General features: G+C 70.6%; 21 protein-coding genes and 2 tRNA genes. 4 read left to right on the top strand and 19 right to left on the bottom strand.

What is annotated here, in order from left to right; translation table 11 throughout:
- Positions 1-447: 447 nt before the first annotated feature.
- Both IF54_RS0104430 and IF54_RS0104425 read left to right on the top strand, forming a co-directional pair.
- On the top strand, positions 448-1,782 hold the full coding sequence (locus IF54_RS0104430) for a cytochrome b/b6 domain-containing protein (RefSeq protein ID WP_234438912.1): 1,335 nt from the start codon (positions 448-450) through the stop codon (positions 1,780-1,782).
- A complete protein-coding gene (locus IF54_RS0104425) occupies positions 1,779-3,392 on the top strand; it encodes an NADH-quinone oxidoreductase subunit NuoF family protein (RefSeq protein WP_030314664.1) in 1,614 nt (537 codons plus the stop codon). The genes IF54_RS0104430 and IF54_RS0104425 overlap by 4 nt, the downstream gene beginning before the upstream one ends.
- Positions 3,393-3,554: 162 nt before the next feature.
- Here IF54_RS0104425 and IF54_RS0104420 read toward each other — a convergent pair.
- The 10 genes from IF54_RS0104420 to IF54_RS42930 all read right to left on the bottom strand — a co-directional run bounded on the left by IF54_RS0104420 (position 3,555) and on the right by IF54_RS42930 (position 8,860).
- Positions 3,555-3,627, bottom strand: a tRNA-Ala gene (locus tag IF54_RS0104420).
- 84 nt (positions 3,628-3,711) lie between these two features.
- Positions 3,712-3,945: a hypothetical protein gene (locus tag IF54_RS0104415; RefSeq protein ID WP_019523121.1), complete on the bottom strand. Its 234-nt coding sequence runs from the start codon at positions 3,943-3,945 to the stop codon at positions 3,712-3,714.
- Positions 3,946-3,948: 3 nt separating this feature from the next.
- Positions 3,949-4,122, bottom strand: coding sequence for a hypothetical protein (locus IF54_RS41995; RefSeq protein WP_020136213.1), 174 nt, complete (start codon positions 4,120-4,122; stop codon positions 3,949-3,951).
- Positions 4,123-4,491: 369 nt separating this feature from the next.
- Positions 4,492-4,564: transfer RNA gene (locus IF54_RS0104405), tRNA-Ala, on the bottom strand.
- Positions 4,565-4,669: 105 nt separating this feature from the next.
- Positions 4,670-5,329, bottom strand: coding sequence for a histidine phosphatase family protein (locus IF54_RS0104400; protein ID WP_030314660.1), 660 nt, complete (start codon positions 5,327-5,329; stop codon positions 4,670-4,672).
- Positions 5,326-5,769, bottom strand: a complete 444-nt coding sequence (gene rsfS, locus IF54_RS0104395; protein ID WP_020136211.1) for a ribosome silencing factor — start codon at positions 5,767-5,769, stop codon at positions 5,326-5,328. The genes IF54_RS0104400 and rsfS overlap by 4 nt, the downstream gene beginning before the upstream one ends.
- A gap of 77 nt (positions 5,770-5,846) precedes the next feature.
- Positions 5,847-7,685 carry an LCP family protein gene (locus IF54_RS0104390; protein ID WP_030314658.1) on the bottom strand — a complete coding sequence of 613 codons (1,839 nt, stop codon included), beginning with the start codon at positions 7,683-7,685 and terminating at the stop codon, positions 5,847-5,849.
- 16 nt (positions 7,686-7,701) lie between these two features.
- Positions 7,702-8,343, bottom strand: a complete 642-nt coding sequence (gene nadD / locus IF54_RS0104385; protein ID WP_030314656.1) for a nicotinate-nucleotide adenylyltransferase — start codon at positions 8,341-8,343, stop codon at positions 7,702-7,704.
- Positions 8,344-8,422: 79 nt separating this feature from the next.
- Complete coding sequence (locus IF54_RS42935) at positions 8,423-8,587, bottom strand: hypothetical protein (RefSeq protein WP_020136208.1); 165 nt, start codon at positions 8,585-8,587, stop codon at positions 8,423-8,425.
- 114 nt (positions 8,588-8,701) lie between these two features.
- Positions 8,702-8,860: a hypothetical protein gene (locus IF54_RS42930; protein ID WP_030314654.1), complete on the bottom strand. Its 159-nt coding sequence runs from the start codon at positions 8,858-8,860 to the stop codon at positions 8,702-8,704.
- Positions 8,861-9,022: 162 nt separating this feature from the next.
- Here IF54_RS42930 and IF54_RS0104370 point away from each other — a divergent pair, with 162 nt between their 5' ends.
- A complete protein-coding gene (locus IF54_RS0104370) occupies positions 9,023-10,135 on the top strand; it encodes a M48 family metallopeptidase (protein ID WP_030314653.1) in 1,113 nt (370 codons plus the stop codon).
- Positions 10,136-10,184: 49 nt separating this feature from the next.
- Here IF54_RS0104370 and IF54_RS0104365 read toward each other — a convergent pair whose 3' ends face one another.
- The 5 genes from IF54_RS0104365 to proB all read right to left on the bottom strand — a co-directional run bounded on the left by IF54_RS0104365 (position 10,185) and on the right by proB (position 15,292).
- Entirely contained in the window at positions 10,185-11,255 is a 1,071-nt protein-coding gene (locus IF54_RS0104365; protein WP_030314652.1) for a hypothetical protein, read from the bottom strand.
- Positions 11,256-11,409: 154 nt separating this feature from the next.
- Positions 11,410-12,003, bottom strand: coding sequence for a hypothetical protein (locus IF54_RS0104360; protein WP_078851876.1), 594 nt, complete (start codon positions 12,001-12,003; stop codon positions 11,410-11,412).
- A gap of 119 nt (positions 12,004-12,122) precedes the next feature.
- A complete protein-coding gene (locus IF54_RS0104355; RefSeq protein WP_030314650.1) occupies positions 12,123-13,409 on the bottom strand; it encodes a glutamate-5-semialdehyde dehydrogenase in 1,287 nt (428 codons plus the stop codon).
- A gap of 115 nt (positions 13,410-13,524) precedes the next feature.
- Complete coding sequence (locus tag IF54_RS0104350) at positions 13,525-13,992, bottom strand: hypothetical protein (RefSeq protein ID WP_030314648.1); 468 nt, start codon at positions 13,990-13,992, stop codon at positions 13,525-13,527.
- Between the two features lie 193 nt (positions 13,993-14,185).
- On the bottom strand, positions 14,186-15,292 hold the full coding sequence (gene proB / locus IF54_RS0104345; RefSeq protein ID WP_030314646.1) for a glutamate 5-kinase: 1,107 nt from the start codon (positions 15,290-15,292) through the stop codon (positions 14,186-14,188).
- A gap of 292 nt (positions 15,293-15,584) precedes the next feature.
- Between proB and IF54_RS0104340 the strand changes: the two genes are divergently transcribed.
- Positions 15,585-17,621: a hypothetical protein gene (locus IF54_RS0104340; RefSeq protein WP_051735328.1), complete on the top strand. Its 2,037-nt coding sequence runs from the start codon at positions 15,585-15,587 to the stop codon at positions 17,619-17,621.
- Here the strand turns inward: IF54_RS0104340 and IF54_RS0104335 are convergent.
- The 4 genes from IF54_RS0104335 to IF54_RS0104320 all read right to left on the bottom strand — a co-directional run bounded on the left by IF54_RS0104335 (position 17,605) and on the right by IF54_RS0104320 (position 24,440).
- A complete protein-coding gene (locus tag IF54_RS0104335) occupies positions 17,605-18,798 on the bottom strand; it encodes a glycosyltransferase family 2 protein (RefSeq protein WP_051735317.1) in 1,194 nt (397 codons plus the stop codon). The two genes, IF54_RS0104340 and IF54_RS0104335, sit on opposite strands and share 17 nt — an antisense overlap.
- Before the next feature lie 109 nt (positions 18,799-18,907).
- Positions 18,908-20,956 carry a hypothetical protein gene (locus IF54_RS0104330; protein ID WP_030314640.1) on the bottom strand — a complete coding sequence of 683 codons (2,049 nt, stop codon included), beginning with the start codon at positions 20,954-20,956 and terminating at the stop codon, positions 18,908-18,910.
- Positions 20,957-21,067: 111 nt separating this feature from the next.
- Positions 21,068-22,567: a bifunctional cytidylyltransferase/SDR family oxidoreductase gene (locus IF54_RS0104325; RefSeq protein WP_030314638.1), complete on the bottom strand. Its 1,500-nt coding sequence runs from the start codon at positions 22,565-22,567 to the stop codon at positions 21,068-21,070.
- Between the two features lie 322 nt (positions 22,568-22,889).
- Positions 22,890-24,440: an alkaline phosphatase D family protein gene (locus tag IF54_RS0104320; protein ID WP_030314636.1), complete on the bottom strand. Its 1,551-nt coding sequence runs from the start codon at positions 24,438-24,440 to the stop codon at positions 22,890-22,892.
- Between the last annotated feature and the right edge of the window lie 24 nt (positions 24,441-24,464).

Genomic DNA, 24,464 nt, shown 5'->3' with positions numbered 1-24,464 from the left:
CCTCAAAGCTCCATCGATCGTCTCTGCCAGCGGGCTGTGTTTCGTCCGGAAACGAAAAAACCCCTCGCACAGGAGGGGACGCCGCGCCGATTCCGACCACGTCTTCACCGGTGGTCGGGACTGATCAGCGCGGCTCGCTAAGCAGAAGGCGTACGGCACGCATGGCGTTAGGGTACCGCAGCCGTTGAGCAAGCCGCGACGAGCTTACGTATGCCTCTTTGGCACCGGGTGCCGCACTCGCCGCCGCAGTCGAGCCGCACCGTATCCACCCGAGAGGAACTGGAGCAAGGCCAGAGGTTACTTCGCGTAACAGCCGCTAAGGGGCATCACAACGGCCCCACGACCGTTTGATAACAACGCAATAACTCAAACGCCGTACCCATCGGTATGGCGCCACTTAGAGTGCGGCAGCGGGACCGCCTTCCCGAACCGCTCGGAGTTGCCCCCATGAACCCTCGTAGTAGCAACAGCACGCTCCCCAGGACGGGCCGGTCGGCCTATGGGGTGGCGACGGCCGTCTTCCTGTTGGCCATCCCTCTGGTCGTGGTGTACGGAGGCGTCTGGCTCCAGGACTTCCTCAACTTCGGAGCGGGCGTGGTGACGCTCGTCCTCCTGACCTGTTCCGTGATCTGGGGACTCGTCGCACAGGACCGGCTGATCCTCAACACCCGGCAGCGGATCGTCGCCCAGGGCGTGCACCGGATCACCGCCGTGGGCTCGATCGCGTTCCTCCTGCTGCACATCGGGATCAAACTCACCCTCGAACACACCACGTGGATCGCCGCGTTCATCCCGTTCGGCCTCGGCTTCAGCAGCAGCGGCGGCCTCATAGGACTCGGCACGCTGGCCGGCCAGCTCATGATCTTCGTGGGCATCACCGGGGCACTGCGCAACCGGTTCGCCTCCCCGGCCCCGGTCGCGGCCCGCTGGCGGGCGATGCACATGCTGGCCTACCCCGCCTGGTGCGCCGGCCTGGTCCACGGGCTCTACGCGGGTCGCGCGGTGAAGGCCCCGATCTTCACCTACCTGTACGCGCTCTGCGTGCTCGGCGTCATCGTGGCGCTCGCCCTGCGCGCGGCTCCGCGCCCCTTCAAGCGCAGGATCACCGACCGGGTCGCCGTGCTCCTCGGCGCCGAGGAGCGCGGGGGCCGCGAGGAACTGGAGGCCTCCCGGGCCAGGCGGGCCGCGGAGACGGCCGCGCCGGGCCGCGAGAGCCGCGGCGAGGGCCGCAGGGGCGCCGAGTCCGGCGGCCGCCGCTCGGAGTCCGCCCTGCCCGGCTACGAGGGCCTGTCGCAGACCGGCTCCACCCCGATCTACCAGACCCCGGCCCCCGAGCCCGCGGGCAGCGGATTCGCCGCCGCCTACCGCGCCATGTCCCCGGGCGGGCAGCAGCCCTACGACACCGGCCAGACCGCGCGCATGGACATGCCCATGGACATGCAGGCCGCCACCGAGCCCATCGCGCGCGCGGAAGGCATCGGCAGCACCTCGGGCAACTGGCCGATCCCGTCCCCGCCGCCGGTCGGCGAGGCGCCCCCGTCCGCCTACGACCCGCTCCAGGACACGGGGTACAACATCCCCACCTATGGCGGCAATTCGGGCACGGCCAGCTATTTGACGGGTGATGTACGCGACACCGGTGAGTCAAACACCATGTATGGCGCGTACAACCCGAACGACACGTACAACAGCGGTCCCGCCACAGATCAGACGTCCGGCCAGTCCTACGACTCGCCGGGCTCGGGCGAACCTTGGAACACGCCTTCCGGAGGCTATAGGTGAACGAGGCCCTGCCCGACGTCCCGGAAGTCCGCGTGGTCGGGCTTCCCCAGCTCACGTCGGGCTTCGACCTTGTCGAACGACTTGACCTGCCCATGCACCTGAAGGTGCACGGGCCGCTCGAACCCATGGGCGGGGAGCAGCTCGCGAAGCTCTCCGAGGCCATCAACCTGAAGGGGCGCGGCGGTGCCGGCTTCCCCTTCCACAAGAAGCTGCGCTCGGTCGCCGAAGCGGCGATCAAGCGCGGCATCCGGCCGGTCGTCGTCGTCAACGGCAGCGAGGACGAACCGGCCTGCCGCAAGGACACGGTCCTCATCAACCGCGCCCCCCACCTCATCCTGGACGGCGCGCTCCTGGCCGCCGAGGCGCTGGGAGCCAGGACCCTCGTGATCGGGGTCACCCGGGAGTCGACCCAGCGCTCCATGGAGGCCGCCCTCGCCGAGCGCGGCCTCAGCAACGGCCGGCGATCGGCCCTCCGCGCGCGCGTGCAGCGCAATCCCGTCCGCATGGTCACCGGAGCTGCGGCCTCGCTGATCCGTTCCATCGACGGCGGCCCGGCCATCCCGCCCGGCCGCAAGGTCAGCGCCTCGCAGAACGGCGTCGGCGGCGCACCGACCCTGCTGTCCAACGCGGAGACCTTCGCGCAGCTGGCGATCGCCGCGCGCATCGGTCCGGAGCGGTACGGCAACACCGGCCTGTACGACGAGCCGGGCACCGTCATGCTCACGGTCTCCGGTGCCGTCGCGCGCCCCATGGTGATCGAGGTCCCGACAGGCGTACCGCTGCGCTACGTCCTCCAGTTGGCCGGCGCCCCACCGGTCCCGCAGGGCGTGCTGACCGGCGGCTACCACGGCAAGTGGATCGACGCGGCGACCGTCAACGAGGCGATCGTCTCCCGCAACTCCCTGGACGCGGTGGGCGGCGCACTCGGGGCCGGCGCGATCCTGCCGATCACTCAGGAGACCTGCCCGCTGGGCGAGTCGCTGCGGGTGGCGCAGTGGCTGGCCGAGGAGAGCGCGGGCCAGTGCGGGCCCTGCTACCTGGGTCTGCCGGCCGCGGCGCGCGGCATGGAGGACATCCTCAACGGCGGCGGGCCGGCCGCCCTGGAGGCGCTCAAGCAGGTCGCCAAGAACGTGAAGCGGCGCGGCGCGTGCTCGCACCCGGACGGCTCCGCGATGTTCCTGGAGTCGACCATCAAGGCGTTCACGGACGACCTGGCCGCCCATGTCCTCGGCAACGGCTGCGGACGGCCCGTGGAGGGCGTTCTGCCGCTCTTCGAGGGCGGGAAGATGCCGACGGGCATCCCGGGCGGCGGAGAGGCCGAGGAGAACGGCCCCAGCCGTCAGAAGATCTACGTCGACTGGACGCTGTGCCGGGGCCACGGCCTGTGCGCCGACATCCTTCCCGAGGTCTTCGAACTCGGCGCCGACGGCTTCCCCACCGTCGCCCAGGCGCAAGTGCCGCGCTACGCCGAGGCGAAGGCGCTGCGTGCGGTGCGTCGCTGCCCCGCGCTGGCCCTGCGCCTGGAGGAGGAGTCGCCGCGCGACAAGGGCCCCGCCCGCAACCTCCCGGTCCTCTCCCAGGGCCGCGGGCGGCGAGCGCTGGGCCGCTGAGCCGACGTCACGAAGGGGGCCGCCCGGGATCCGGGCGGCCCCCTTCGTCGTAACTGGCCCCGTCGCGGCTGCCGCCGGCGCAACTGGCCCTGAAACGGCGTAACTGCCTCTGGAAACAAGAAGATCCCGCCGGATCGAGATGATCCGGCGGGACCTTTGCTGTGGAGCTAAGGAGAATTGAACTCCTGACCTCCTGCATGCCATGCAGGCGCTCTACCAACTGAGCTATAGCCCCTTGCTTGGTGTTCCGCCCGGTTTCCCCGGCGGCGGAGCCAACATTACACGGTCCCCGGGGTGGAACACCAAATCGTTTCCCGGCTCAAGCGGTGACGAACGAGTAGAACCGTTTGAGCGTGCAGTGTTCCTCGAGGAGGCGGCCGTAGATCGGCTCGCCCTCCAGTTCGCGGTACGTCTCGATCGGGTCGCCTTTTATGATCAGCGCCCGCGCGCATTCCTCGCACCAGTACTGGTAGTCGGGATTGAGCGGCTCCATGTCGCGCACGATCGGCGTCCCGCTGCCGCACCAGTCGCACTTTCGCCTGTGTGCACCCATCGATCAGCTCCAGCTGTGGCCGCAGGCCGTGCACACGTAGGAGACCCCGCCGTTGTCGCCGAGTACTTGCGCCACGTGGACGGAACCGCAGGAAGGGCAGATGAGGCGGACCGTCGTGTCCCTTGTCGACGCCGCTTCGTGGAGGTGGCCGACCTCCACGAGGATGCTCGCAGGCATCACTACTCCCTCCCGTCGGGCCGCGCCCCCTTCCGGCCGTTTGATTCTGCCACGGCCGGACCAATACGGTCAGCGACGCCTGAGTACCAGTCCGGACACGGGACCCGTCGCCACGGGTCCCGGCCGGCGCGAACGTGCACGCCAACAGCGCCTTCGCAGAGGTATACGCCTCAGAGGGGCCGAGTGACTCAAGCCGGTCGAAGAAGAGTGTGCCGAAGCACGCGCCGGGCCCGTGATCACGCGCCGGGCCGGTCGTGACGCATGGCCGCCGAAGAGGATCAAGCAGGACACAGCAACAGAAAATCCCGCCTCCGGAAGGAGACGGGATCCTCGTCACGATCTTTGACCACTCGACCGAGTGTCGATCTGTGGAGCTAAGGAGAATTGAACTCCTGACCTCCTGCATGCCATGCAGGCGCTCTACCAACTGAGCTATAGCCCCTTGCGTTCTTCCCGCTCGGCGGGCGAACAAGAAGAACTCTAGCCTGCGACCTGCCGGAAAGTGAAATCCGGGTCCGTGCCTGGTGGGCGCCGGTTCCGCCGCCGCTCAGTCGTCGTCCCCGAGCACCGGCTCCGGGAGGGTGCCGGCGTTGTGCTCCAGCAGGCGCCAGCCGCGGGCGCCCTCGCCGAGGACCGACCAGCAGCAGTTGGAGAGGCCGCCGAGGCTCTCCCAGTGCGGGGGCTCCAGCCCGAGCAGCCGTCCGATGGTGGTGCGGATCGTGCCGCCGTGGCTGACCACCACGAGGGTGCCGTTCTCGGGAAGCTTGTCGGCGTGCCGGAGCACCACGGGAGCGGCGCGGTCGGCGACCTCGGTCTCCAGTTCACCGCCGCCGCGGCGGACCGGCTCACCGCGCTTCCACGCGGCGTACTCCTCGCCGTGCCGGGCGATGATCTCCTCGTGCGTGAGGCCCTGCCAGACGCCCGCGTAGGTCTCGCGCAGCCCCTCGTCGTGGGCCACCTCCAGGCCGGTGAGCGCGGCGAGCTCGGCGGCCGTGTTCGCGGCCCGCTGGAGGTCGGAGGCGACGATCGCGTCGGGCTGGAGCGAGGCGAGCAGCCGGGCGGCGCGGCGGGCCTGGCCGACGCCGGTCTCGGTGAGCGCGACGTCCGTGGTGCCCTGGAAGCGGCGCTCCACGTTCCAGGAGGTCTGGCCGTGCCGCCACAGGATGACGCGGCGCCCCCGGCCCCTGCGGCCGTCGGCAGCGGTCACCGCTGCTCCCCGAACTCGGCGTCGTCCTCCTCGGCCCGGAGCTTGGCGTGCTCCTCGCCCTTGCCGCGGGTCGCCTTGGCGTCGGCGGGCAGCTCCAGCTCGGGGCAGTCCTTCCAGAGCCGCTCCAGGGCGTAGAAGACCCGCTCCTCGCTGTGCTGGACGTGGACCACGATGTCCACGTAGTCGAGGAGGACCCAGCGGGCCTCGCGGTCGCCCTCACGGCGCACCGGCTTGGCGCCGAGCTCCTTGGAGAGCCGCTCCTCGATCTCGTCGACGATGGACTTGACCTGGCGGTCGTTGGGCGCGGACGCCAGCAGGAAGGCGTCGGTGATCGAGAGGACGTCGCTGACGTCGTAGGCGATCACATCATGGGCGAGCTTGTCGGCGGCCGCCTGCGCGGCGGTGTGGACGAGCTCGAGGGAACGGTCAGTCGCGGTCACTACAAGGCTTTCGGTCGGCGGTCACTTGACCTCAAGGGTCTCACGGACCGCCGACACCACCCCACGTGATTGTTCCGCTAGGACCCCGAGGACGGCTTGTAGTCCCGGCCGAGGATCACGGCGACGTCCGCGCCGGAGGAGACCGTGCCCTTGGTCACGGCGCCGCCGGGCAGGCCGAGGGTCTTGGCGACCTCGGCGGCGTCGGCCTTGTCGCCCGCGTCGGCGTAGACGACCTTGGAGGTGGTCTGCGTACCGGAGGGCGTGCCGCCGTCGAGGAAGGTGAAGCCGCCGTTGAGGAGGACGACCCGGGCCTTCTCGGTGTTGTCCTTGGTGCCGGTGGCGTTCTGGACGGACACGCTCACGGCCGCGTCCTTGTCGGGGCTCTTCGCCTTGCCGCCGAGGACGTCCTTGACCACGCTCGCACTGGCCGCCGCGCTCAGGGTGCCGTCCTGCTGGACGGGGAGCAGCGTGGTCCTGTAGTCGCCGCCCTTGGCGAGGTCGGCGAGCTTGGCGAGAAAGGTGCCGAGGTCCTTGTCGGTCAGGGACGGGTCGAGGATCTGGGCCAGGGTCTGCACGGTGGTGGTCGCGGCCGTCGGGTCGGAGGACAGCTTGCGCAGCACGCCCTGCATGACCTGCCCGAAGCGCTCCAGCTGGGCGTCCTGGGACTCGCCGGAAGCGCGGTAGGTGGCGTAGGCGACGGCCATTTTGCCGCTGAGGGTCTGGTCCTTCCCCTTGCTCACCAGGGGCGCCTGGCCCTTCTTCTTGGCGGCCGGGTCGGGCACGGCGGTGTCGGTGTCGATGTCGATGTTGCCGACGAGGTCGACGAGGTTCTGGAGGTAGGGGGTGTCCAGGCGCCAGGTGCCCTCGATGTCGGTGCCGAGCACGGTGTCGAGGGCGTCGAGGGTCCCGGAGGAGCCGTCGTCGTCGACGGACTTGGCCAGGGTGGTCGTGGTGCCGTCGTCGGCCGTGAGGTTGAGGGAGTTGGGGATCAGGACGGTGGTGCCCCGGTCGGTGGTGGTGTTGTCGACGAGCAGCGCGGTGGAGGTGCCGCCCTTGCCGGTGTTGTGCAGGTGGACGACGATCACGTCACGGTTCTGGGCGCTCGCCGCGATCGAGGTGCCCTTCTTGCTCTCCGGGTCCGACAGGCCGGGCAGCTTCCCGGCGTACCAGAGCCAGCCGACACCGCCGACCGCGACGAGGGCGAGGACGACGACCAGGGCGACGAGCCGGCTGCGGGCGCGGCGCTTGGCCTCCTCGCGGCGCTCGGTGCGGTTCTCGGTGAAGTTGAGCCAGTCGATGACGTCCTCGGAGTCCCCGTCGGGCTCTTCCACGAAGGCGAACTGGGCGGTGTGGTACTGCCGTTCGTCGTCGTCACCGGCACCCGCCGCGGGACGGCCGGCACCGGCCTGCGCGCCGTCGCCGTATCCGGGACGGGACCCCGTGTCCTGGCTGCTGCCGTAGCCCCGGCCGGTCGGCGCGGTCTGCGGCGCCTCGCCGGTGGGTCCGCCCTGCTGGGGGATGTAGGCCGTCTGCTCGGTGACGCGCTGCTGCCGCCCGCTCGTGGCGGCCTGTCCGTAGGGGTCGTACGCCGTCCCCGGACCGGTGCCCTGCCCGGCCCCGTTCCCGTCGCCGTACGGGTCGTAGGACGGGGTCGGCGCCTGCTGACCGGTGTCGCCGGCCGCATAGGGGTCGTACGGCGGAACCTGGTTCTGGGTGCCCGTGGCGTACGGGTCGTAGCCGTAGCCCTGCTGTGCGTAAGGGTCGTACTGCTGCTGAGGGTGCTGGGGCTGCTGACGCGGCGCCTGTTGCTGCGGCGGGACCTGCTGGTACACCGGCCGACCGTACTCGTCGTAGCCGACGAGTTCGTACTGGTTCTCGTGATCGCCGCCGTAACCCGCGTCGTATCGGTCGTTCACCGGTGCCCCTCTCGGCTCACTCGCCGCGGTACAGCTCGCGCTTGTCGATATAACGCACGACGCCGTCCGGCACCAGGTACCAGACGGGGTCGCCCTTGGCGACTCTCGCCCGGCAGTCGGTGGAGGAGATCGCCAGGGCCGGGACCTCGACGAGCGAGACCCCGCCCTCGGGCAGCCCGGGGTCGGCCAGGGTGTGGCCGGGCCGGGTGACTCCGATGAAGTGCGCTAGGGAGAACAGTTCCTCCACGTCCCGCCAGGTGAGGATCTGGCCGAGGGCGTCGGCGCCGGTGATGAAGAAGAGGTCGGTGTCGGCGTTGAGGGACTTCAGGTCGCGCAGCGTGTCCGTGGTGTAGGTGGGGCCGCCGCGGTCGATGTCGATACGGCTGACCGAGAACTGGGGGTTCTCGGCGGTCGCGATGACCGTCATCAGATAACGGTCCTCGGCCGCGGACACCCTGCGGTGCGTCTTCTGCCACGGCTGGCCGGTCGGTACGAACACGACCTCGTCCAGGTGGAACTGCGCGGCGACCTCGCTGGCCGCCACGAGGTGTCCGTGGTGGATCGGGTCGAACGTTCCGCCCATGACGCCGAGGCGGCGCTTGCCGGAGTTCGAGGGGCCGTGGTCGCCCGGGCCGGTAGGCATGTCCTGCTCTCCCATGCGTGCAGACCCTACCGGCCCGACCTGAGGGCCCCGGACGGCACGGGCCCGGAGTGCCCCGTGACGGGCACCCGGTGCCTCAGCGGTCGCGGTTGAAACGGGTGGTGATCCACAGCAGGAGCAGCAGGATGATGAACGCGGCGCCGCCGGTCACCAGGGGGTCGAGGCTCTCGTGGTTGCCGCCGTGCTCCTCGCCCTCTGCGGCGAGGGTGACCAACTGGGCAGCGGTGCTGTGGAAGCTCATCTTCGGCAGACCTATCCGATGGAGGAGGGACGGGACAACGACGTCGGCCCATGGTAAGCGGGCCCGGTGAGGCCGATCACGCCGACTCCACCATTGGGGAACCTTCGCCCCCGCTCACTCGTCCTTCCGCTTGTACCCCCGCAGCAGGAACCACGCGGTGAACGCACAGCCCACGAACATCACGACCAGTACGATCCGGAGCAGATTTCCGGACCCTTGCTGCTCGGCGGCGCCAGCGGCCTCGGTGAGCCAGGCGGCCCGGGTGTGCTCCATGACGTGGACTCCTTCGCTGTACTGCCAGTCCACGCTATCTCCGCCTAGGCTGGGCTCTGCTTCGGGGGCGCAAAGGGCCGCACAAGGGTCCGCAAAGGATCACCGCGGTCGAAGGGGCACGGCCACAGACGGCACCGCCAAAGACGCACATGGGGGGAAGACATGTCCGACGACGGCCATCAGAACAACGGGCACGAGCACGTACCGAGCAGGCAGCGCCGGCGCTTCCCGGGCATCTCCTCGCGGGCCTACGAGCACCCCGCCGACCGCTCAGCCCTGGTGGCGCTGCGCAAGCTGAGCGGTTTCGACACGGTGTTCAAGGCGCTCAGCGGTCTGCTCCCCGAGCGGAGCCTGCGCCTGCTGTTCCTGTCCGACTCGGTGCGCGTCTCCGACCAGCAGTTCGCGTACCTCAACGACATGCTGAGGGACGCCTGTTACATCCTGGACCTGGAGAAGGTCCCGCCGATGTACGTCACCCAGGACCCGCAGCCCAACGCGATGTGCATCGGCCTGGACGAGCCGATCATCGTGGTCACCACGGGCCTGGTCGACCTCCTCGACGAGGAGGAGATGCGGGCCGTCGTCGGCCACGAGGTGGGCCATGCCCTCTCCGGCCACTCGGTCTACCGGACCATCCTGCTGTTCCTGACCAGCCTCGCCCTCAGGGTGGCGTGGATCCCGCTGGGCAACCTCGCGATCATGGCGATCGTGACCGCGCTGCGGGAGTGGTTCCGCAAGTCGGAGCTGTCGGCGGACCGTGCGGGCCTGCTGGTGGGCCAGGACCTGCGGGCCTCGATGCGCGGCCTGATGAAGCTGGCCGGCGGCCACCACCTGCACGAGATGAACGTGGACGCGTTCCTGAAGCAGGCCGAGGAGTACGAGGCGGGCGGCGACCTGCGCGACTCGGTCCTGAAGATCCTCAACGTCCTGCCGCGCACCCACCCCTTCACCACGGTCCGGGCCGCCGAGCTGAAGAAGTGGTCGGAGTCCCGCGACTACCAGCGGATCATGGACGGCCACTACCCGCGCCGCTCCGAGGACAAGGACACCTCGGTCTCCGACAGCTTCCGCGAGTCGGCGGCGAGCTACGCGAGCAATGTGAAGGGCTCCAAGGACCCGTTGATGAAGCTGGTCAACGACATCGCGGGCGGGGCGGGCGATCTGGGCGGCAGGGTGCGCAGGGGCTTCGGCGGCTTCTCCGGCTCGGCCCCGCGGGACGGCGAGCGCCCGAGGGACACACCGAACGACACGCCGCGGGACGACGAGGGCAGCTGAGACTGCGTAGGGGACTGCTCCAGGGACTGCGTTCAAGGCGCGGGGGGACTCACACCTTCGGCTGCGCGCTGGTGGCCAGCGACCCGCAGAGCGCCGTGGCACTGCCGGTCGCATAGGGATCGGTCCCCGCGGGCCCGCCGGCCTTCGCGGTCTGCCCGGCCAGCAGCGGATGCAGCCGGTTCGTGGAGTCCTCCGCGCAGGACAGCGGCCCGGCCTGGACGTACGACACGACCAGCTGGGCGGTGTGCATCCGCAGGTCGTCCCGGTCGAAGCGGAAGTGCAGCTCCCGCCGGACGGTGAACAGCGAGACCTCGCTCGATGTCATCGGGGCGGCGGACCGCAGCGCGTAGACGAACGTGTGGTCCGCCGTGACCTCCAGTGTCGAGGAGTCGGTCTCGGCGGCCTGAAGGCTCCCCTGCACCCGGATCCGCGCGTCGGCCAGCCGCGCCTCGGCGGGGTCGAAGCGGACCAGCCAGCCGGTCGGCGCGTGCCGTCCGTCCGCCGCCGGGTGGGCGAAACTCTGGTCGAACTGGTCGAGTTGGTCGGTGTCGAGCAGTACCCGTACGGCACGGACCTGGTGGCCGGTGAGGACGTCGGGGTCCAGCGAGGACCGCACGATGTAGTCCTTGGCGGTGGTCAGCGCGCCCACCACCTGGCTGTCGGAGAAGTGCTCGGTGCGGCGGGAGGCCGGCAGCGGGATGCCCTCGGCGCCGGCGCGGTACTGCGCGGCGGGGCTGTGCGCGTACAGGTACTCGGCGTCGGGGTGTCCCGGGACCCTGCCCTCGGGGGCCAGTGGGATGACAGTCATCCGCAGCGGCTCGACGGGCTGCCGGAGCGCGGAGGTCTGGTAGGGGTGCCGTACGCCCATGTAGATCGCCGTGCCGAAGGCTACGGCGATCAGCAGGACCAGGATCAGCACCTGCCGGGACAGGCCCCGCCTGAGGGGCGGGCGGCGGCGGACGGCGGGCGCGTGGTCGGCCATGCGCTCCTGCGCGGAGAACTCCTGGAGGCGGGCAGCACGAACGAACGACTCGTCGAACACGACGGATCGGTACTCGTCCTCTCCACCTGCCGGGCCGCCCTCGGGTGTCCCCTCAGGCGGGTCTCCTGGCGCTCCCATATCTTCAGAGTAGGTCTCGGGAAGCTCAGGTAAACGCCCTGCCGCACGACAACTTCTGACAGGTTCTCACCAGGTACGGACAGGGACCGGCCCCGAGGTGACGCGCTCCGACCGGCGCCCGTCCCGTGGGGGTCGAAGATCGGCCAGGGCGGGCTCAGGGTGTGCGCGGGACGGCGGACACGGCCGGCGGGGAGTAGTCCGCGGACGCCGAGGGCGTCACCGTGGTCCCCTGTTCCAGGCCGGTCGAGGCGGGGGGCGGTACCCGGTCGCGGCTGCCCGAGGAGGAGCCCCGGTAGACCGCGGTGAAGGCCAGCGCGACCATGCCGATGCCCATGACGAGGGCGAGCATCCAGGCGACCGGACGGTGCCAGCGGACCTGCTTGCCGTACGCGCCGGGGGCGCCGTAGCGGCCGTCGAGGATCTCGGTGTCGTCCAGCTCGTCGAGCTCGGGATCATGGCCGAAACGGCCGGGTCCGTACCCGTCCTCGTACCGGTCGGCTCCGGGGTGGGCGCGGCGGGCCTCGGCCTCGGAGGCCTCGGCTCTGGCCTTGGCGGCGGCCAGGAGGCGTTCGACGGCGGTCGGCTCGTGCACCACGGCCGCCCGTACGAAGGCCTCGTCGAAGACCACGGAGGCGAACTCTTCGTCCGACACCCCGCGGTCGTGGTCGTCGTCGGGCTCCCAGCCGTCAGGGAACGGCGTACCCCCCACGTCCTCCGGCACGGATCCAGAGTAGACCTGGGGGGTCAGTTTGGGCAGACGACAGGGAAATTCATCCGCCTGATGAGACGCCCCGGCAGGGCACGGGAAAGGGCCGGGGCGCCTGCCGGACGCATATGCCCAGGCCGCGCGCCCCGGGGCGAGCCGGTTCAGCGGCGGATGTGACCGTCCCCGGTGACGATGTATTTCGTGCTGGTGAGCTCCGGCAGGCCCATCGGACCGCGCGCGTGCAGCTTCTGCGTGGAGATGCCGATCTCCGCCCCGAAGCCGAACTGGCCGCCGTCGGTGAAGCGCGTGGAGGCGTTGACCGCGACGGTCGTGGAGTCCACCAGCTGGGTGAACCGGCGGGCCGCCTGCTGGGAGGTGGTGACGATGGCCTCGGTGTGCCCGGAGGTCCACAGCCGGATGTGTTCGACGGCCTTGTCCAGCGAGTCGACCACGGCGGCGGCGATGTCGTAGGAGAGGTACTCGGTGTCCCAGTCGTCGAGTGTGGCCTCGACCATGGTCGCCTTGGTGTCCTTCGCGTAGGCCAGCACCCGCGGGTCGGCGTGCACGGTGACCCCGGCCTCGGCGAGGGCGTCCAGGGCCCGCGGCAGGAACTCGGGGGCGATGTCCTGGTGGACCAGGAGGGTCTCGGCGGCGTTGCAGACGCTGACCCGCGAGGCCTTGGAGTTGATCAGGATGTCGATCGCCATGTCGATGTCGGCGTGGGCGTCGACGTAGACGTGGCAGTTGCCGGTGCCGGTCTCGATGACGGGGACGGTCGACTCCGTCACGACGGTCTGGATCAGTGAGGCGCCGCCACGCGGGATCAGGACGTCGACCAGGCCACGGGCGCGCATCAGCTCCTGCACGCTCTCGCGGGACTGGCCGGGCACCAGCTGGACGGCGTCGGCGGGCAGCCCGGCACCGCCCACGGCGTCCCGCAGGACCCGCACGAGGGCGGTGTTCGACTCGTACGCGGAGGCGGAGCCGCGCAGCAGGACGGCGTTGCCGGACTTCAGGCACAGGGCGGCGGCGTCCACGGTGACGTTCGGGCGGGCCTCGTAGATGATGCCGACCACGCCGAGCGGGACCCGGACCTGGCGCAGGTCGATGCCGTTCGGGAGGGTCGAGCCGCGGACCACCTCGCCGACCGGGTCGGGCAGCGCCACGACGTCCCGGACGTCGGAGGCGATGGCGCGCACCCGCTCCGGGGTGAGCGTCAGCCGGTCGACGACCGACTCGCTCGTACCGGCCTCGCGGGCCTTGGCGACGTCCTTCGCGTTGGCCTCGACGATCTCGCTCGTACGGACCTCCAGCGCGTCCGCGATGGCGAGCAGCGCGTCGTCCTTCTCGGACCTCGGCAGCGGGGCGAGGTCGGCGGCGGCGGCCTTGGCCCGGTAGGCGGCCTGGACGACCGGGGTCATGGAGTCGTACGGCGAGAGCGAGGTCATAAGGGAAAGGGTAGTGCGCCGGACGGGGACGAACACCGCGCATTCCACAGCGCGAGACGGGATCAAAGGGACACGTCCCAGGAAACACGCAGGGACACACCCAAGATCACCGCGGTCAGTACGGATGCACCCCGACCGGCGACGCGGGAGCAGGCCCGTACCCCTCGGCGATGCGCTGGTGGTAGGTCTGGCGGTCGATGACCTCCAGGCCGACGATCTCCCAGGGCGGCAGGCCCGCGGTCTGGCGGTGCTCGCCCCACAGGCGCAGGGCGACGGCGGCCGCGTCGTGCAGGTCGCGGGCCTCCTCCCAGTACCGGATCTCCGCGTGGTCGTTGGCGTAGCGGCTGGTCAGCAGGAAGGGATGGTCGTGGGCGAGCTGTTCGAGGGCGCGCCGGACCTCCTTCAGCGGAGCCTCCTCGCCGGAGACGCTGAGGGTGACGTGCCACAGGCGGGGCAGGTCCTCGGGCTGCTTCTTCTCGAACCGGTCGCCCGCGGCGACGCTCGTCAGGGCCCGCTCCTCACCGGCCGGCTTCGCCACGGCGTTGCCGGACCCGCCGCGGGAAGCCGCCGCCCCAGGGCGCACTCGTCTCACGACGGCCTCCTTCAAGCACAGATCGACCCCACGGGCCGGGCGGAATGTGTCCCTGGGACAAAGTTGAGCAGGCCGCAAGGGCTCGCGGGGCGGTTTTGCGGAACGTCCACCTCAGGGCGACGCCCTTGGCAGGGCGTTCACCCCGTTTTCGGGCACACCGCCCCCGAAAGGCACCAGGTGCCCCTCAAGGGTGCAGGATCACCAGATCGTCCCGGTGGACGACCTCCCGCTCGTACGCCGGCCCCAGTTCCCGTGCCAGCTCCCGCGTCGAGCGGCCGATGAGCCGCGGCATCTCCTTGGCGTCGAAGTTCACGAGCCCGCGGGCCACCGCGCGCCCGGCGCCGTCCCGCAGTTCGACGGGGTCGCCCGCCACGAACTCGCCCTCGACGGAGGTGATCCCGGCCGGCAGCAGCGACGTGCGGCGATCCACGACCGCCTTGACCGCGCCGTCGTCCAGGGTCAGCGACCCCTGCGGCGTGGACGCGTGCTGGAGCCACAGCAGACGGTCGGCGGAGCGCTTGCCGGTCGGGGGGAAGTACGTGCCGGTGTCGCCGCCGGACAGCGCCTCGCCCGCGTGGATCGCGCTGGTCAGCACCACGGGGATGCCCGCGGCGGCCGCGATCCGGGCGGCCTCGACCTTGGTGACCATGCCGCCGGTGCCGACGCCCGCCTTGCCCGCGCTGCCGATCTCGACGTGGGCCAGGTCCTCGGGGCCGCGCACTTCCGCTATCCGCGAGGTGCCCGGCTTGCTCGGGTCGCCGTCGTAGACACCGTCGATGTCGGAGAGCAGGACGAGCAGGTCGGCGTGGACCAGGTGGGCCACCAGGGCCGCGAGCCGGTCGTTGTCGCCGAAGCGGATCTCGTCCGTGGCGACGGTGTCGTTCTCGTTGACGATCGGGAAGGCACCCATCGCGAGGAGTTTGTCGAGGGTGCGCGAGGCGTTGCGGTGGTGGGCACGGCGGCTCATGTCGTCGCTGGTCAGCAGCACCTGTCCGACCCGGACGCCGTAGCGGGCGAAGGAGGCGGTGTAGCGGGCCACGAGCAGGCCCTGGCCGACGCTGGCGGCGGCCTGCTGCCGGGCCAGGTCCCGCGGGCGGCGGCGCAGCCCCAGCGGGGCGAGTCCGGCGGCGATGGCGCCGGAGGAGACCAGGACGATCTCGCGCTCTCCCCCGCTGCGGCTCTTGGCGAGGACGTCGACGAGCGCGTCGACCCGGTCGGCGTCGAGGCCGCCGGAGGCGGTGGTCAGCGACGAGGAACCGACCTTGACGACGATCCTGCGGGCCTCGCCCACGGCCTGCCTTGCCCCTGCCACCTTGTGTCCTGTCCCCTCGCGCCACTGTGGGTACCTCGCCCGCAATGTACGCGAAGGGGACGCGGTGACGCGCGCCCGTCCAGTCCCCGGACCCGAACCGGACGACCTGGCCGCACCGCCCCGCAGGTCCAGTTCCTCCTGCTCGCCGCGCCGCATACCACCTCCCCGCCCCGCCCGCACACGTACACGCGCGTGTCGTCCGTAGCTCGACTCGCGTTAACCAAGGCGTCCGTCTCGCGACGACCCTGGAGTGACCCCCGTGCGAAAACCCCTGTCCCGCCTCCGCTCCGCGGTGCGGCTGCCGGGTCGGCAGACCACGACGAGAGTCCTCGTCGCCGCCGTCCTGGCAGCCGCCGTCGTCGCCCAGGCCGTCGCCGCCCTGCGCCCGCACGTCCCGCTGCTGCTCGCCGCGACCGCCGCGTCCCTGGCCGTGGAGGGCGTCCTGCACCGCTGGCAGCGCGGCATGGTCTCGCTGTTCGCCAAGTCGCACGCCGACATCACCGTGCGGCACGTCCTGCGCGACCTGCTGCTGGTGCTCGGCCTGCTGCGACTGACCCCGGAGGACGAGGAGACGGCGTACACCGCCCTGGTGGCCGGCCTGCTGGCCTTCTACGCGCTGCACTGCGCGGTCCAGGCGGCCTCCGTCCTGGTCCGCCGCACCCGCACCCTCCCGGTCGTCACCCGCAACATCGACGCCTCGGCGCTCCGCCTCACCCCGGCCCCGCCCGCCCTGCTGCGCCGCCCCGGCCCCCGCCTCCTGGTCCACGGCCTGCCCGCCACCGCGGGCCTGCTGGTGACCGCGGCCACCGGTGAACCACGGTGCGCGGCCTTCGGCATCGCGATGTCCCTGGGGCTCGCCCTCGTGGGCCTGTACGACCTTCTCGTACGACTGCTGCCGAGCCGTCGGCCGGCGGGCGAGCAGGAGGTCCTGGACTGGTTCGACGCGTGGCTGGCCGAGTACCGGCCGACCGTCGGCCTGTACTTCTCCGGCGGGGTCTCCTCCGCCTACCAGGCGAACATGTGGCTGGAGCCGCTCGCCAAGGCCGGCGGGAAGCCGCTGATCGTCCTGCGCGAGCGGTTCATGGTGCAGAGGATCGCCGCGACCGACGTCCCGGTCGTGTGCCTGCCGAAGGTCTCCACGCTGCTGCGCCTGGAGCAGTCCACGCTCCAGGTCCTGATCCACCCCTCGAACTCCGGCAAGACCTCGCAGGTGCTGCGCATCCCGACGATCAAGCACACCTTCGTCAACCACGGCGAGAGCGACAAGCTGTCCTCCTGCAACCCGTACGCGAAGGCCTACGACGAGGTGTGGGTGGCCGGTCCCGCGGCCCGGGAGCGGTACGCGGCGGCCGAGGTCGGCGTCGAGGACAAGGACGTGGTGGAGATCGGCCGCCCCCAGCTGGACGCCGTACGGCCGTACGCGGGACCGCCCACCGGTCCCGTGACCGTGCTGTACGCGCCCACCTGGGAGGGCTGGGACGGCAACCCCGGCAACACCTCGGTGATCGAGGCGGGCGAGAACATCGTGCGGGCGCTGCTGGCGGACCCCGGCGTCCGGCTGCTGTACAAGCCGCATCCGCTGACCGGCTCGGTGGAAGCGCGGGCGGGCGCGGCGGACCGGCGGATCCGTGAGCTGATCCGGGCCGCCAACCGGGAGCGTGCCGGGCAGCGACCCGCCGACGACGGTGAGCTCGCCCGCCGGACCCGGGAGCTGGACCGGCTCACCACAGCGGACTTCCGGGGCGCCGCCGACTCGGTCGAGCGGATGCTGCTCCAGTCCACGCCGGAGCCGGGCCGTGCGGACGCGGTGGCCCGGGCCACCGAGGCCTGGGAGCGGGCGTACTGGGCCTCGCTGCCCGTGTGGGAGCACCAGGTCGTCACCGAGGCCCGGCCCACGCTGTACGCCTGCTTCAACCGGGCCGACCTGCTGATCAGCGATGTGTCGAGCGTGGTCAGCGACTTCCTGGCGAGCGGTAAGCCGTACGCGGTGGCGAACACCAGCGGGCTCGGCGAGGAGGCGTTCCGGGCCGCGTTCCCCACGGCGGGAGCGGCGACCGTGCTGACGCCGGACGCGGTGGGGGTGCCCGACCTGCTGGATGCGGTACGGCACCCGGAGCGGGACGAACTCCGCCCGGCGCGGGCCGAGTTGAAGCGGCGGCTGCTGGGACCGGACGAGCCGTCCGCGCAGGAACGGTTCGACATGGCTGTACAGGCGCTCGCGGCGGCGGCGCGCAGGCGGGGGCTGCCGGGGCAGCGCCGGGAGGAGGAGACCGTGTCGGCCTCCGGGAGGCTCACGCTGCCGGGATGAGGACCCTGCGTGCCTTGCGGACCGCCCGCCGCAGCAGCTGGTCGAAGCCGACCTCCCGGTAGCCCGACACCTCCCGGGCCTCCCGCGGCTCGGCCAGGTAGAGGGAGTCCGGCAGCCCCGCCGCGCGGTCCCGGAAGTGCGGGTACGCGAAGTACACCCGGCGACCGCCCTTCTCCAGCACCGCCTCCGGCGTCTTCGTCGTCCTCATGAACTCCAGGATTTCCAGCAGGAGATCGGGGCGTTGCGACGCGACGAGCTGGAGGCGCAGGCGTTCGTGGACACGGAGGCGGTGGGCCACCTCGCCCGTCCAGTGGGCGTCCGTCAGCGGCTTGGCGAGGGCCAGCTTCTCCCGCCGTACCGCCTCACTGTCCTTGAGGAACTTCGGGCCGAACTGCGGGAGCAGGGTGACGAGGAAGGGGCGCACCATGAGGGCGTCGCGGCGCGCGCCCGCCGGGACCATGTCGGCGATCAGGTTCATGAGGGCGCGCGCGGAGTCGAAGCGCAGGGTGTGGCTGCCGGTCTTCGTGACGTGTTTGCCGTCCTCGCGGCCGACCAGGTAGTAGCAGGTGTGGTCGGCGATCACGGAGACGCCGTCGGCCCGCAGATAGGCCTCCATGGTGAACAGCGCGTCCTCGCCGGTCCACAGGGACTCGTCGAAGCGCATGCTGTGCCGTTCCAGGAAGGCGCGGCGGAACAGCTTCTGCGCGCTCAGCGTGAACTTGATGTTGGAGGAGAAGACGTCGGTGCGCTCCAGCGTCCGGCCCCACATCGAGGTCGGCGGCTTGCGGTTGACGCCTTCGACCCGGCCGAGGACGACGTCGGTGCCGTTGCGGTCGGCCATCGCGACCATCCGCTCGAGCGCCTCGGGGCCGAGCCGGTCGTCGGCGTCCAGGAAGAACACGTACCGGCCGGTGGCCTTGCCCAGACCGACGTTGCGCGGGCCGCTGGGGCCGCCGGAGTTGTCCTGCCGGACCACCATGACGTCCAGGGGCGAGCGTGCGGCGAACTCCTCCAGGTACTCCCCCGTGCCGTCCGTCGAGCCGTCGTCGACCGCGATGACCTCGATGCGGTCGTGGTCGAGGGTCTGTGCCTCGACGGAGTCCAGGCAGGCCACCAGGTAGGGCATGGCCTCGTATGCGCCGATGACCACGGTCACGTCCGGCTGGGCAAGGGACACTGTTCCCCCTAGGCACGGTGGGTTGTTCCGATGCCCAGGGATACGCAGGAACGGCCCGGTTTTCGGGGATCACCACCGAAAACCGGGCCGTTTCTTTACCAACCCGAGGTCAGACCACGGTCTCCGCGGCCGAGGCCGCCGCCCGTGACTCCTGGCCGACGTTGCGCGCCTCGGCCTTGATCGCGAGGTTCGCCACCGCGGTGTTGAACTGCTCGATGGAGGTGGGCTCGTCGGGGCCGAGCAGGTACTGCCTGAGCTCCACCCGGTCCTCGGCCAGCGGGTCGCCCGCCGGGTCGCGGACCGCGTCCAGCAGCCCGCCGAGCTCGGAGGCCTTGTTGGACAGGATCGTGGCGGCCCGCACCGCGGTGTTCTGCCGCTTGAACTCCTCCACGCCGAGCCCCGCGGAGTCCGTGACCGCGTACGGCTTGCCACTCGCGATGAAGTCGGAGACCACACTGGAGATGTCGGAGACCATCGCGTCGGAGACGTTGAAGCAGTCGTACAGCCGCGGCTCGGCACCGGTGATCACGCGGTGCTCCCACACCGGGAAGGAGCGCCAGTAGGCGTCGTTCCACTCGCCGCGCAGCCGGGCGATCTCCTCGTACCTGGCCACGTCGACCACACCGTCACGGGTGGCCTCGGCCTCGTCGCCCTTGTCGCCGCCGCCGTTGCCGACGAGGGCCGTGAGCCGGGCCTCGATCCGCGCCAGCTCGGCCTTGGCCGCGGCCACCGCGGCCGCGTCGGCCTGGAGCCGGGGGTCGGCGGCGCGCTCGGCCGCGGCCTTCTCGATCAGCGCGGTGACCTTCTCGTGCGCCGCACCCGCCTTGGCGAGGACCGTGCCGGTGAAGGGGTGCGGCTTGTAGAGGACCCGGACCGGCGGGTCGGCCGTGAGCAGCTTCTGCACGATGTTCTCGCCGGCCAGCATGAGCGAGGTGTTGCCCGGGTCGCCGTCCCAGCCCTCCCAGGTGGGCGCGTACAGCACGGTCGGCATACGGCCCTCGGGCACGCCCTGCCAGTCCTGGATCGGCGCCAGCTGCGGGCGGCCCACCTCGACGATGTCCTCGTCGCGGACGCCCACGTCGGCGATGGCGTAGCGGTCCCGGCCGGCCCGGCCCGCGACCCACACCTCGTCGTACGCCTTGCTGAACGGGTTGACGCTCGCCAGCTTGTCGCTGTCGCCGTGGCCGATGAAGACGTGCTTCATGGTGGGCACGCGCAGCAGGTGGATGTTCTTGCCCACGTTGGCCGCGTACAGCGCGACCCGCACCGAGGACAGGTCCATGTTCATCAGGTGCACCCCTCCGGGCACGCAGATGACGGGGACCGTGGTGGGCGCGAGGTTCTGGAGGATGACCCGCTCGCGCAGGATGATCAGCGGCCGGGAGTCCAGCTGCTCCATGGTCTCCAGCCACATGTTGACCTGGTAGGTGGAGTCCTTGGAGCCGGAGAAGTACAGCACGGTCTCCGGCTTGTAGTCGCGCAGCCACTCGTCGACCTTGGCGAGGACCTTGTCGGCGTTCGGCGGGACCTTCTTGCCGCGCACGTACGGCATCAGCGCGATGACGTACAGGGAGCCGAGCCCGATGGTCACGCCGATGCCGATGAAGCCGGGCGTCGCGGAGTCCAGCTGGGCGGCGACGAGTATGCCGACCACGGCCGCGAGGTCGAGGTGCAGCATCTTCTCGGCCGACCGGTTCAGCAGGCCGAGCGGCGGGGCGTCCGGGATGCGGATGCGGGAGGCCAGGTCGACGTTGCGGGTGGCGACCGGGAGCCGGCGGCGGTTGCGGATCAGGGTGACCAGCGCGCCGTGCGGGGCCTGGAGGCCGTAGAACGCGATGAAGCAGGCGGTGGCCCCGTAGAAGATCAGGTTGTTCGAGAGGTCGAGCCGGGCCAGCAGCAGGATCAGCAGGAGCTGTCTGATCAGGAAGCGGATCGACAGACCGGCGCGGACCTTGCTGAGGCGGTTGATCAGATAACTGCCCTGGCGGTGCAGATAGTGGTCCGCAAGGTACGTGACGGCGGTCGCGGCCGCGAAGGCGGGGACGCTCGGGATGAGCGCGGCCACCATTATGGCGGGGAATCCCGCCAGCATGAGGACCGCCGCGGCCAGCTCGGCCGCACTGCCCACCCGGGCGACGCGAATAGCGGTGCTTATCACTGAAAACCTGCTCTGGGAGGGATGCCGGTTGTTTACGGATTCAGGCCCCTGCGAATGCACCATGAACGGGCAGCCACAGAGGCCTGAATTACGGGAGGCTATTTGCCTTGATTATGCCACGCCGTCCTGGCGGTCGAGGACGCTGGCGAGCGCCGCCTCGAAACCGGAGGCCGTGCCCGCGGAGGCCGTCGGGTCCTGCTGGCGGACGTCGATGACATGGCCGGTCAGTTCGGAGAGCAGCACGTCGAGCGAGGTGCGGGCGACCGCCTCGGAGGACAGCAGGGTGCCCGCGGGCTCCTGGCCGAAGGCCTTGGTGCGCATGGGGGTGGCGGTGCGCTCGGGGTTGATGCAGTTCACCCGGATGCCGTCACCCGCCCATTCGTCGGACAGGGCCTGCGTGAGGTTGACCATCGCCGCCTTGGTCGAGGAGTACAGGCTGTACTCGGCGCGGCCGCGGGTGTAGCTGCTGGAGGTGTAGAGCAGCAGCTGGCCCTTGGTCTCCGCCAGGTACTTGTAGCTCGACCGCGCGATCTGCACCGGGGCCAGGTAGTTGACCTTCAGCGCCTCCTCGATGGTGGCGTTGTCGGTCTCGGCGAGCTTGCCGATGCGCAGTACGCCGGCGGTGTTGACGACGTAGTCGATGCGCCCGGTCTCGCCGTACGCCTTGGACAGCGCGTCGTCGACCTCCTCCGGGTTCTCGACGTGGGTGCCGGTGGTGGAGCGGCCCAGCGCGTACACCTTGGCGCCGTAGGACTCGGCGAGCTCCGCGATGTCCTTGCCGATGCCGTAGGAGCCGCCGAAGACGACGAAGGTCTTGCCGGTGAGGAGCTCGCGGTAGGCCTCGTCGCCGTTCTGCTCGGGGGCCGCGGTGGAGGCGAGCTGGAAGAGCTTGTCGGCGATGAAGACGTCGACGGGCTGGGTGACCTTCATGTTGAACTCGTCACCCGCGACGACGTGGATCGGCACGTCCGGCAGGTACTTGAGCACGACCGAACAGTCGTCCGTGGCCTGGAAGTTGGGGTCACCGGCGGCGACCTCGTAGGCCCGCTTGATGGTGGACAGCTTGAAGGCCTGCGGGGTCTGCCCGCGGCGCAGCCGGGAGCGGTCCGGGATCTCGGTGATGAACTCGCCGTCCTCGCCGTGCGTGCGCGTGACGATGATGGTGTCCGCGGACGGGATGGCCACGTCGACGGCCTGGTAGCGCTCCAGGGCGGCCACGCAGTCGTCGATCACACGCCGGCCGAGCAGCGGACGGACGGCGTCGTGGAACAGGACGTTGAGGTCCTCGCCCTCGGCCAGGCCCTCGCCGAGGGCCTCGATGGCGCGCTCGGTGGTCTCGTTCCGGGTGGAGCCGCCCTCGATGATCTTCTTGACCTTGGTGAACCCGGCCTTGGCGACGATCTTCTCTATGTCGGGCACGTAGCCGGGCGCCATCAGGACGATGATGTCGTCGATGGAGTCGGCCTTCTCGAAGGTGGTCAGTGTGTGCTCGATGACTGCCTTGCCGGCGATCTTCAGCAGCTGCTTGGGGATCGAGAGACCCACGCGCTGACCGGTACCACCGGCCAGGATCACTGCGGTGGTACGGGGCTTGGCGATGTGCTGGGACACAGAAGACCTACCTCGGGGCGACAGGGAACGGGGAAATGGTCCCACTTGCGGTTACCGCAGTGCAAGGTGACCGCCGTTCACCGCATATGTACGCGCTACCTGTCATTCATCTTGCACTGCCGGTGACACGGGGATGTTGTCCGGGGCAGGCGTCCTCGGCACCGCGGAGAGGAGACCGGGATCACTTACGGCCCGCGTCCCGGCGCCCTTTACCAGGGAATTCCTTGTGAAGATTCCGCAGCTTTTCGGTCTCGGTGCGAGCAAGAGATCGAAAGAGGAGCGTGGGTCCGCGACGAGACCCCGCCCCCCTCACAGACGGTCCTCACAACAGCCGGACCCCGGGCTCGCCCTCGTCCACCCGCAGCTGGGCGATCGTGCTCGTCGTCGCCTGCGGCCTGACCACCGTGTCCACGACCCTGACCTGCGCGTCGATGCCGAACCGGTCGATGTCGAAGAGGTGGTAGCCGCGGTGGGCGTCGATGAACTTCCAGTGCGGGTTGTCGGCCTTCAGCGGGTCCCACTGGGCGTGGAAGGCGGCCTGGTCCTGGTCGCCGTTGCTGGAGATCGACGTGCCGACGAACTCGGCGCCGACGACGTCGGACGACGGGTCGGCGTAGTCCGCCTTCAGGTCGCTGATCATCGTCAGATGGCGGTCCCCGGAGAGCACGACCGGGTTGCTCACGTTCCGGAACTCCTCCAGGAGGGCGTTGCGCTCCACCTGGTAGCCGTCCCAGGCGTCGTAGTACCAGAGCTTGCCGTCGCCGGGCAGGATGTCGGTCTCGGCCATCATGATCTGCGAGGCGACGACGTTCCAGCGGGCCGGCGAGTCGTTCAGCCCGTCCAGGAGCCACTGCTTCTGCTCGGCGCCGAGCATGGTGAGCGCCGGGTCCTGGGCGGCGGCCTGGCTGGTGACCTGGTCGCTGCGGAACTGCCGGGTGTCGAGGACGTTCAGCCGGACCAGGCGGCCGAACTCCAGACGCCGGTACATCTGGATGTGCGGCCCGTTCGGAACCGCCTCGGCGCGTACCGGCATGTGCTCGTAGTACGCCTGGAAGGCCGCCGTCAGCCGGGCCACGAACGCGTCGTGCGGCTGCTTCTCGGGGTCCTGCGGGATCTCGCCCGCCCAGTCGTTGTCGACCTCGTGGTCGTCGAAGGTGACCACCCAGGGCACGTTCGCGTGCAGCTCGGCGAGGTCGGGGTCGGTGCGGTACTGGGCGTACCGGTTGCGGTACTGCGTGAGGGTGTACGGCTCCCCCGCGCCCTCGTGCCGGCGCGGCCCGGCCGAGGACGGCGCCGACTCGTAGATGTAGTCGCCGACGAACAGCACGACGTCGGGGTCCTGGTCCAGCATGTCGGCGTACGGCGTGAAGTAGCCGTTCTGCCAGTTCTGGCAGGAGGCGAGCGCCACCCGCAGGGTGCCCCTGGTGGTGTGCTCGGCGGGGGCGGTACGGGTGCGGCCCGTGCGGGAGAGCTGGCCGTCGGCGCGGAAGCGGTACCAGTAGGTGCGGCCCGCGCGCAGGCCCCGTACGTCGACATGGACGCTGTGCCCGTATTCGGGCAGGGCCTGGGCGGTGCCCTGGACGACGCCCTTGGTGAAGTTCTCGTCCTCGGCGAGCTGCCAGTCCACGCTGACGACTCTGTCGGGCATGCCTCCGCCGTTGAGCGGGTCGGGGGCGAGCCGCGTCCAGAGCACGATGCCGTCCGGCAGCGGGTCACCGGAGGCCACACCGAGGCTGAACACGCCGTCGGGCAGCGGGGTGTCCGCCGCGCGCGCGGTGGCCGGCAGCCACAACTGGGCGGAGGCGGCTGCGCCGAGCAGGGCGGCGGATGCGGTCAGAAAGCGGCGTCGGCCGGGTGATGCTGCTCCGTACATGGGCGAACTCCCTTGCGTCGCTTA

This window comes from Streptomyces sp. NRRL B-3229 (genome assembly GCF_000719505.1).
Lineage (GTDB): Bacteria > Actinomycetota > Actinomycetes > Streptomycetales > Streptomycetaceae > Streptomyces > Streptomyces griseorubiginosus.
Note: the sequence above shows the minus strand (reverse complement) of the source record. Positions and strands in the feature narration are given on the sequence as shown.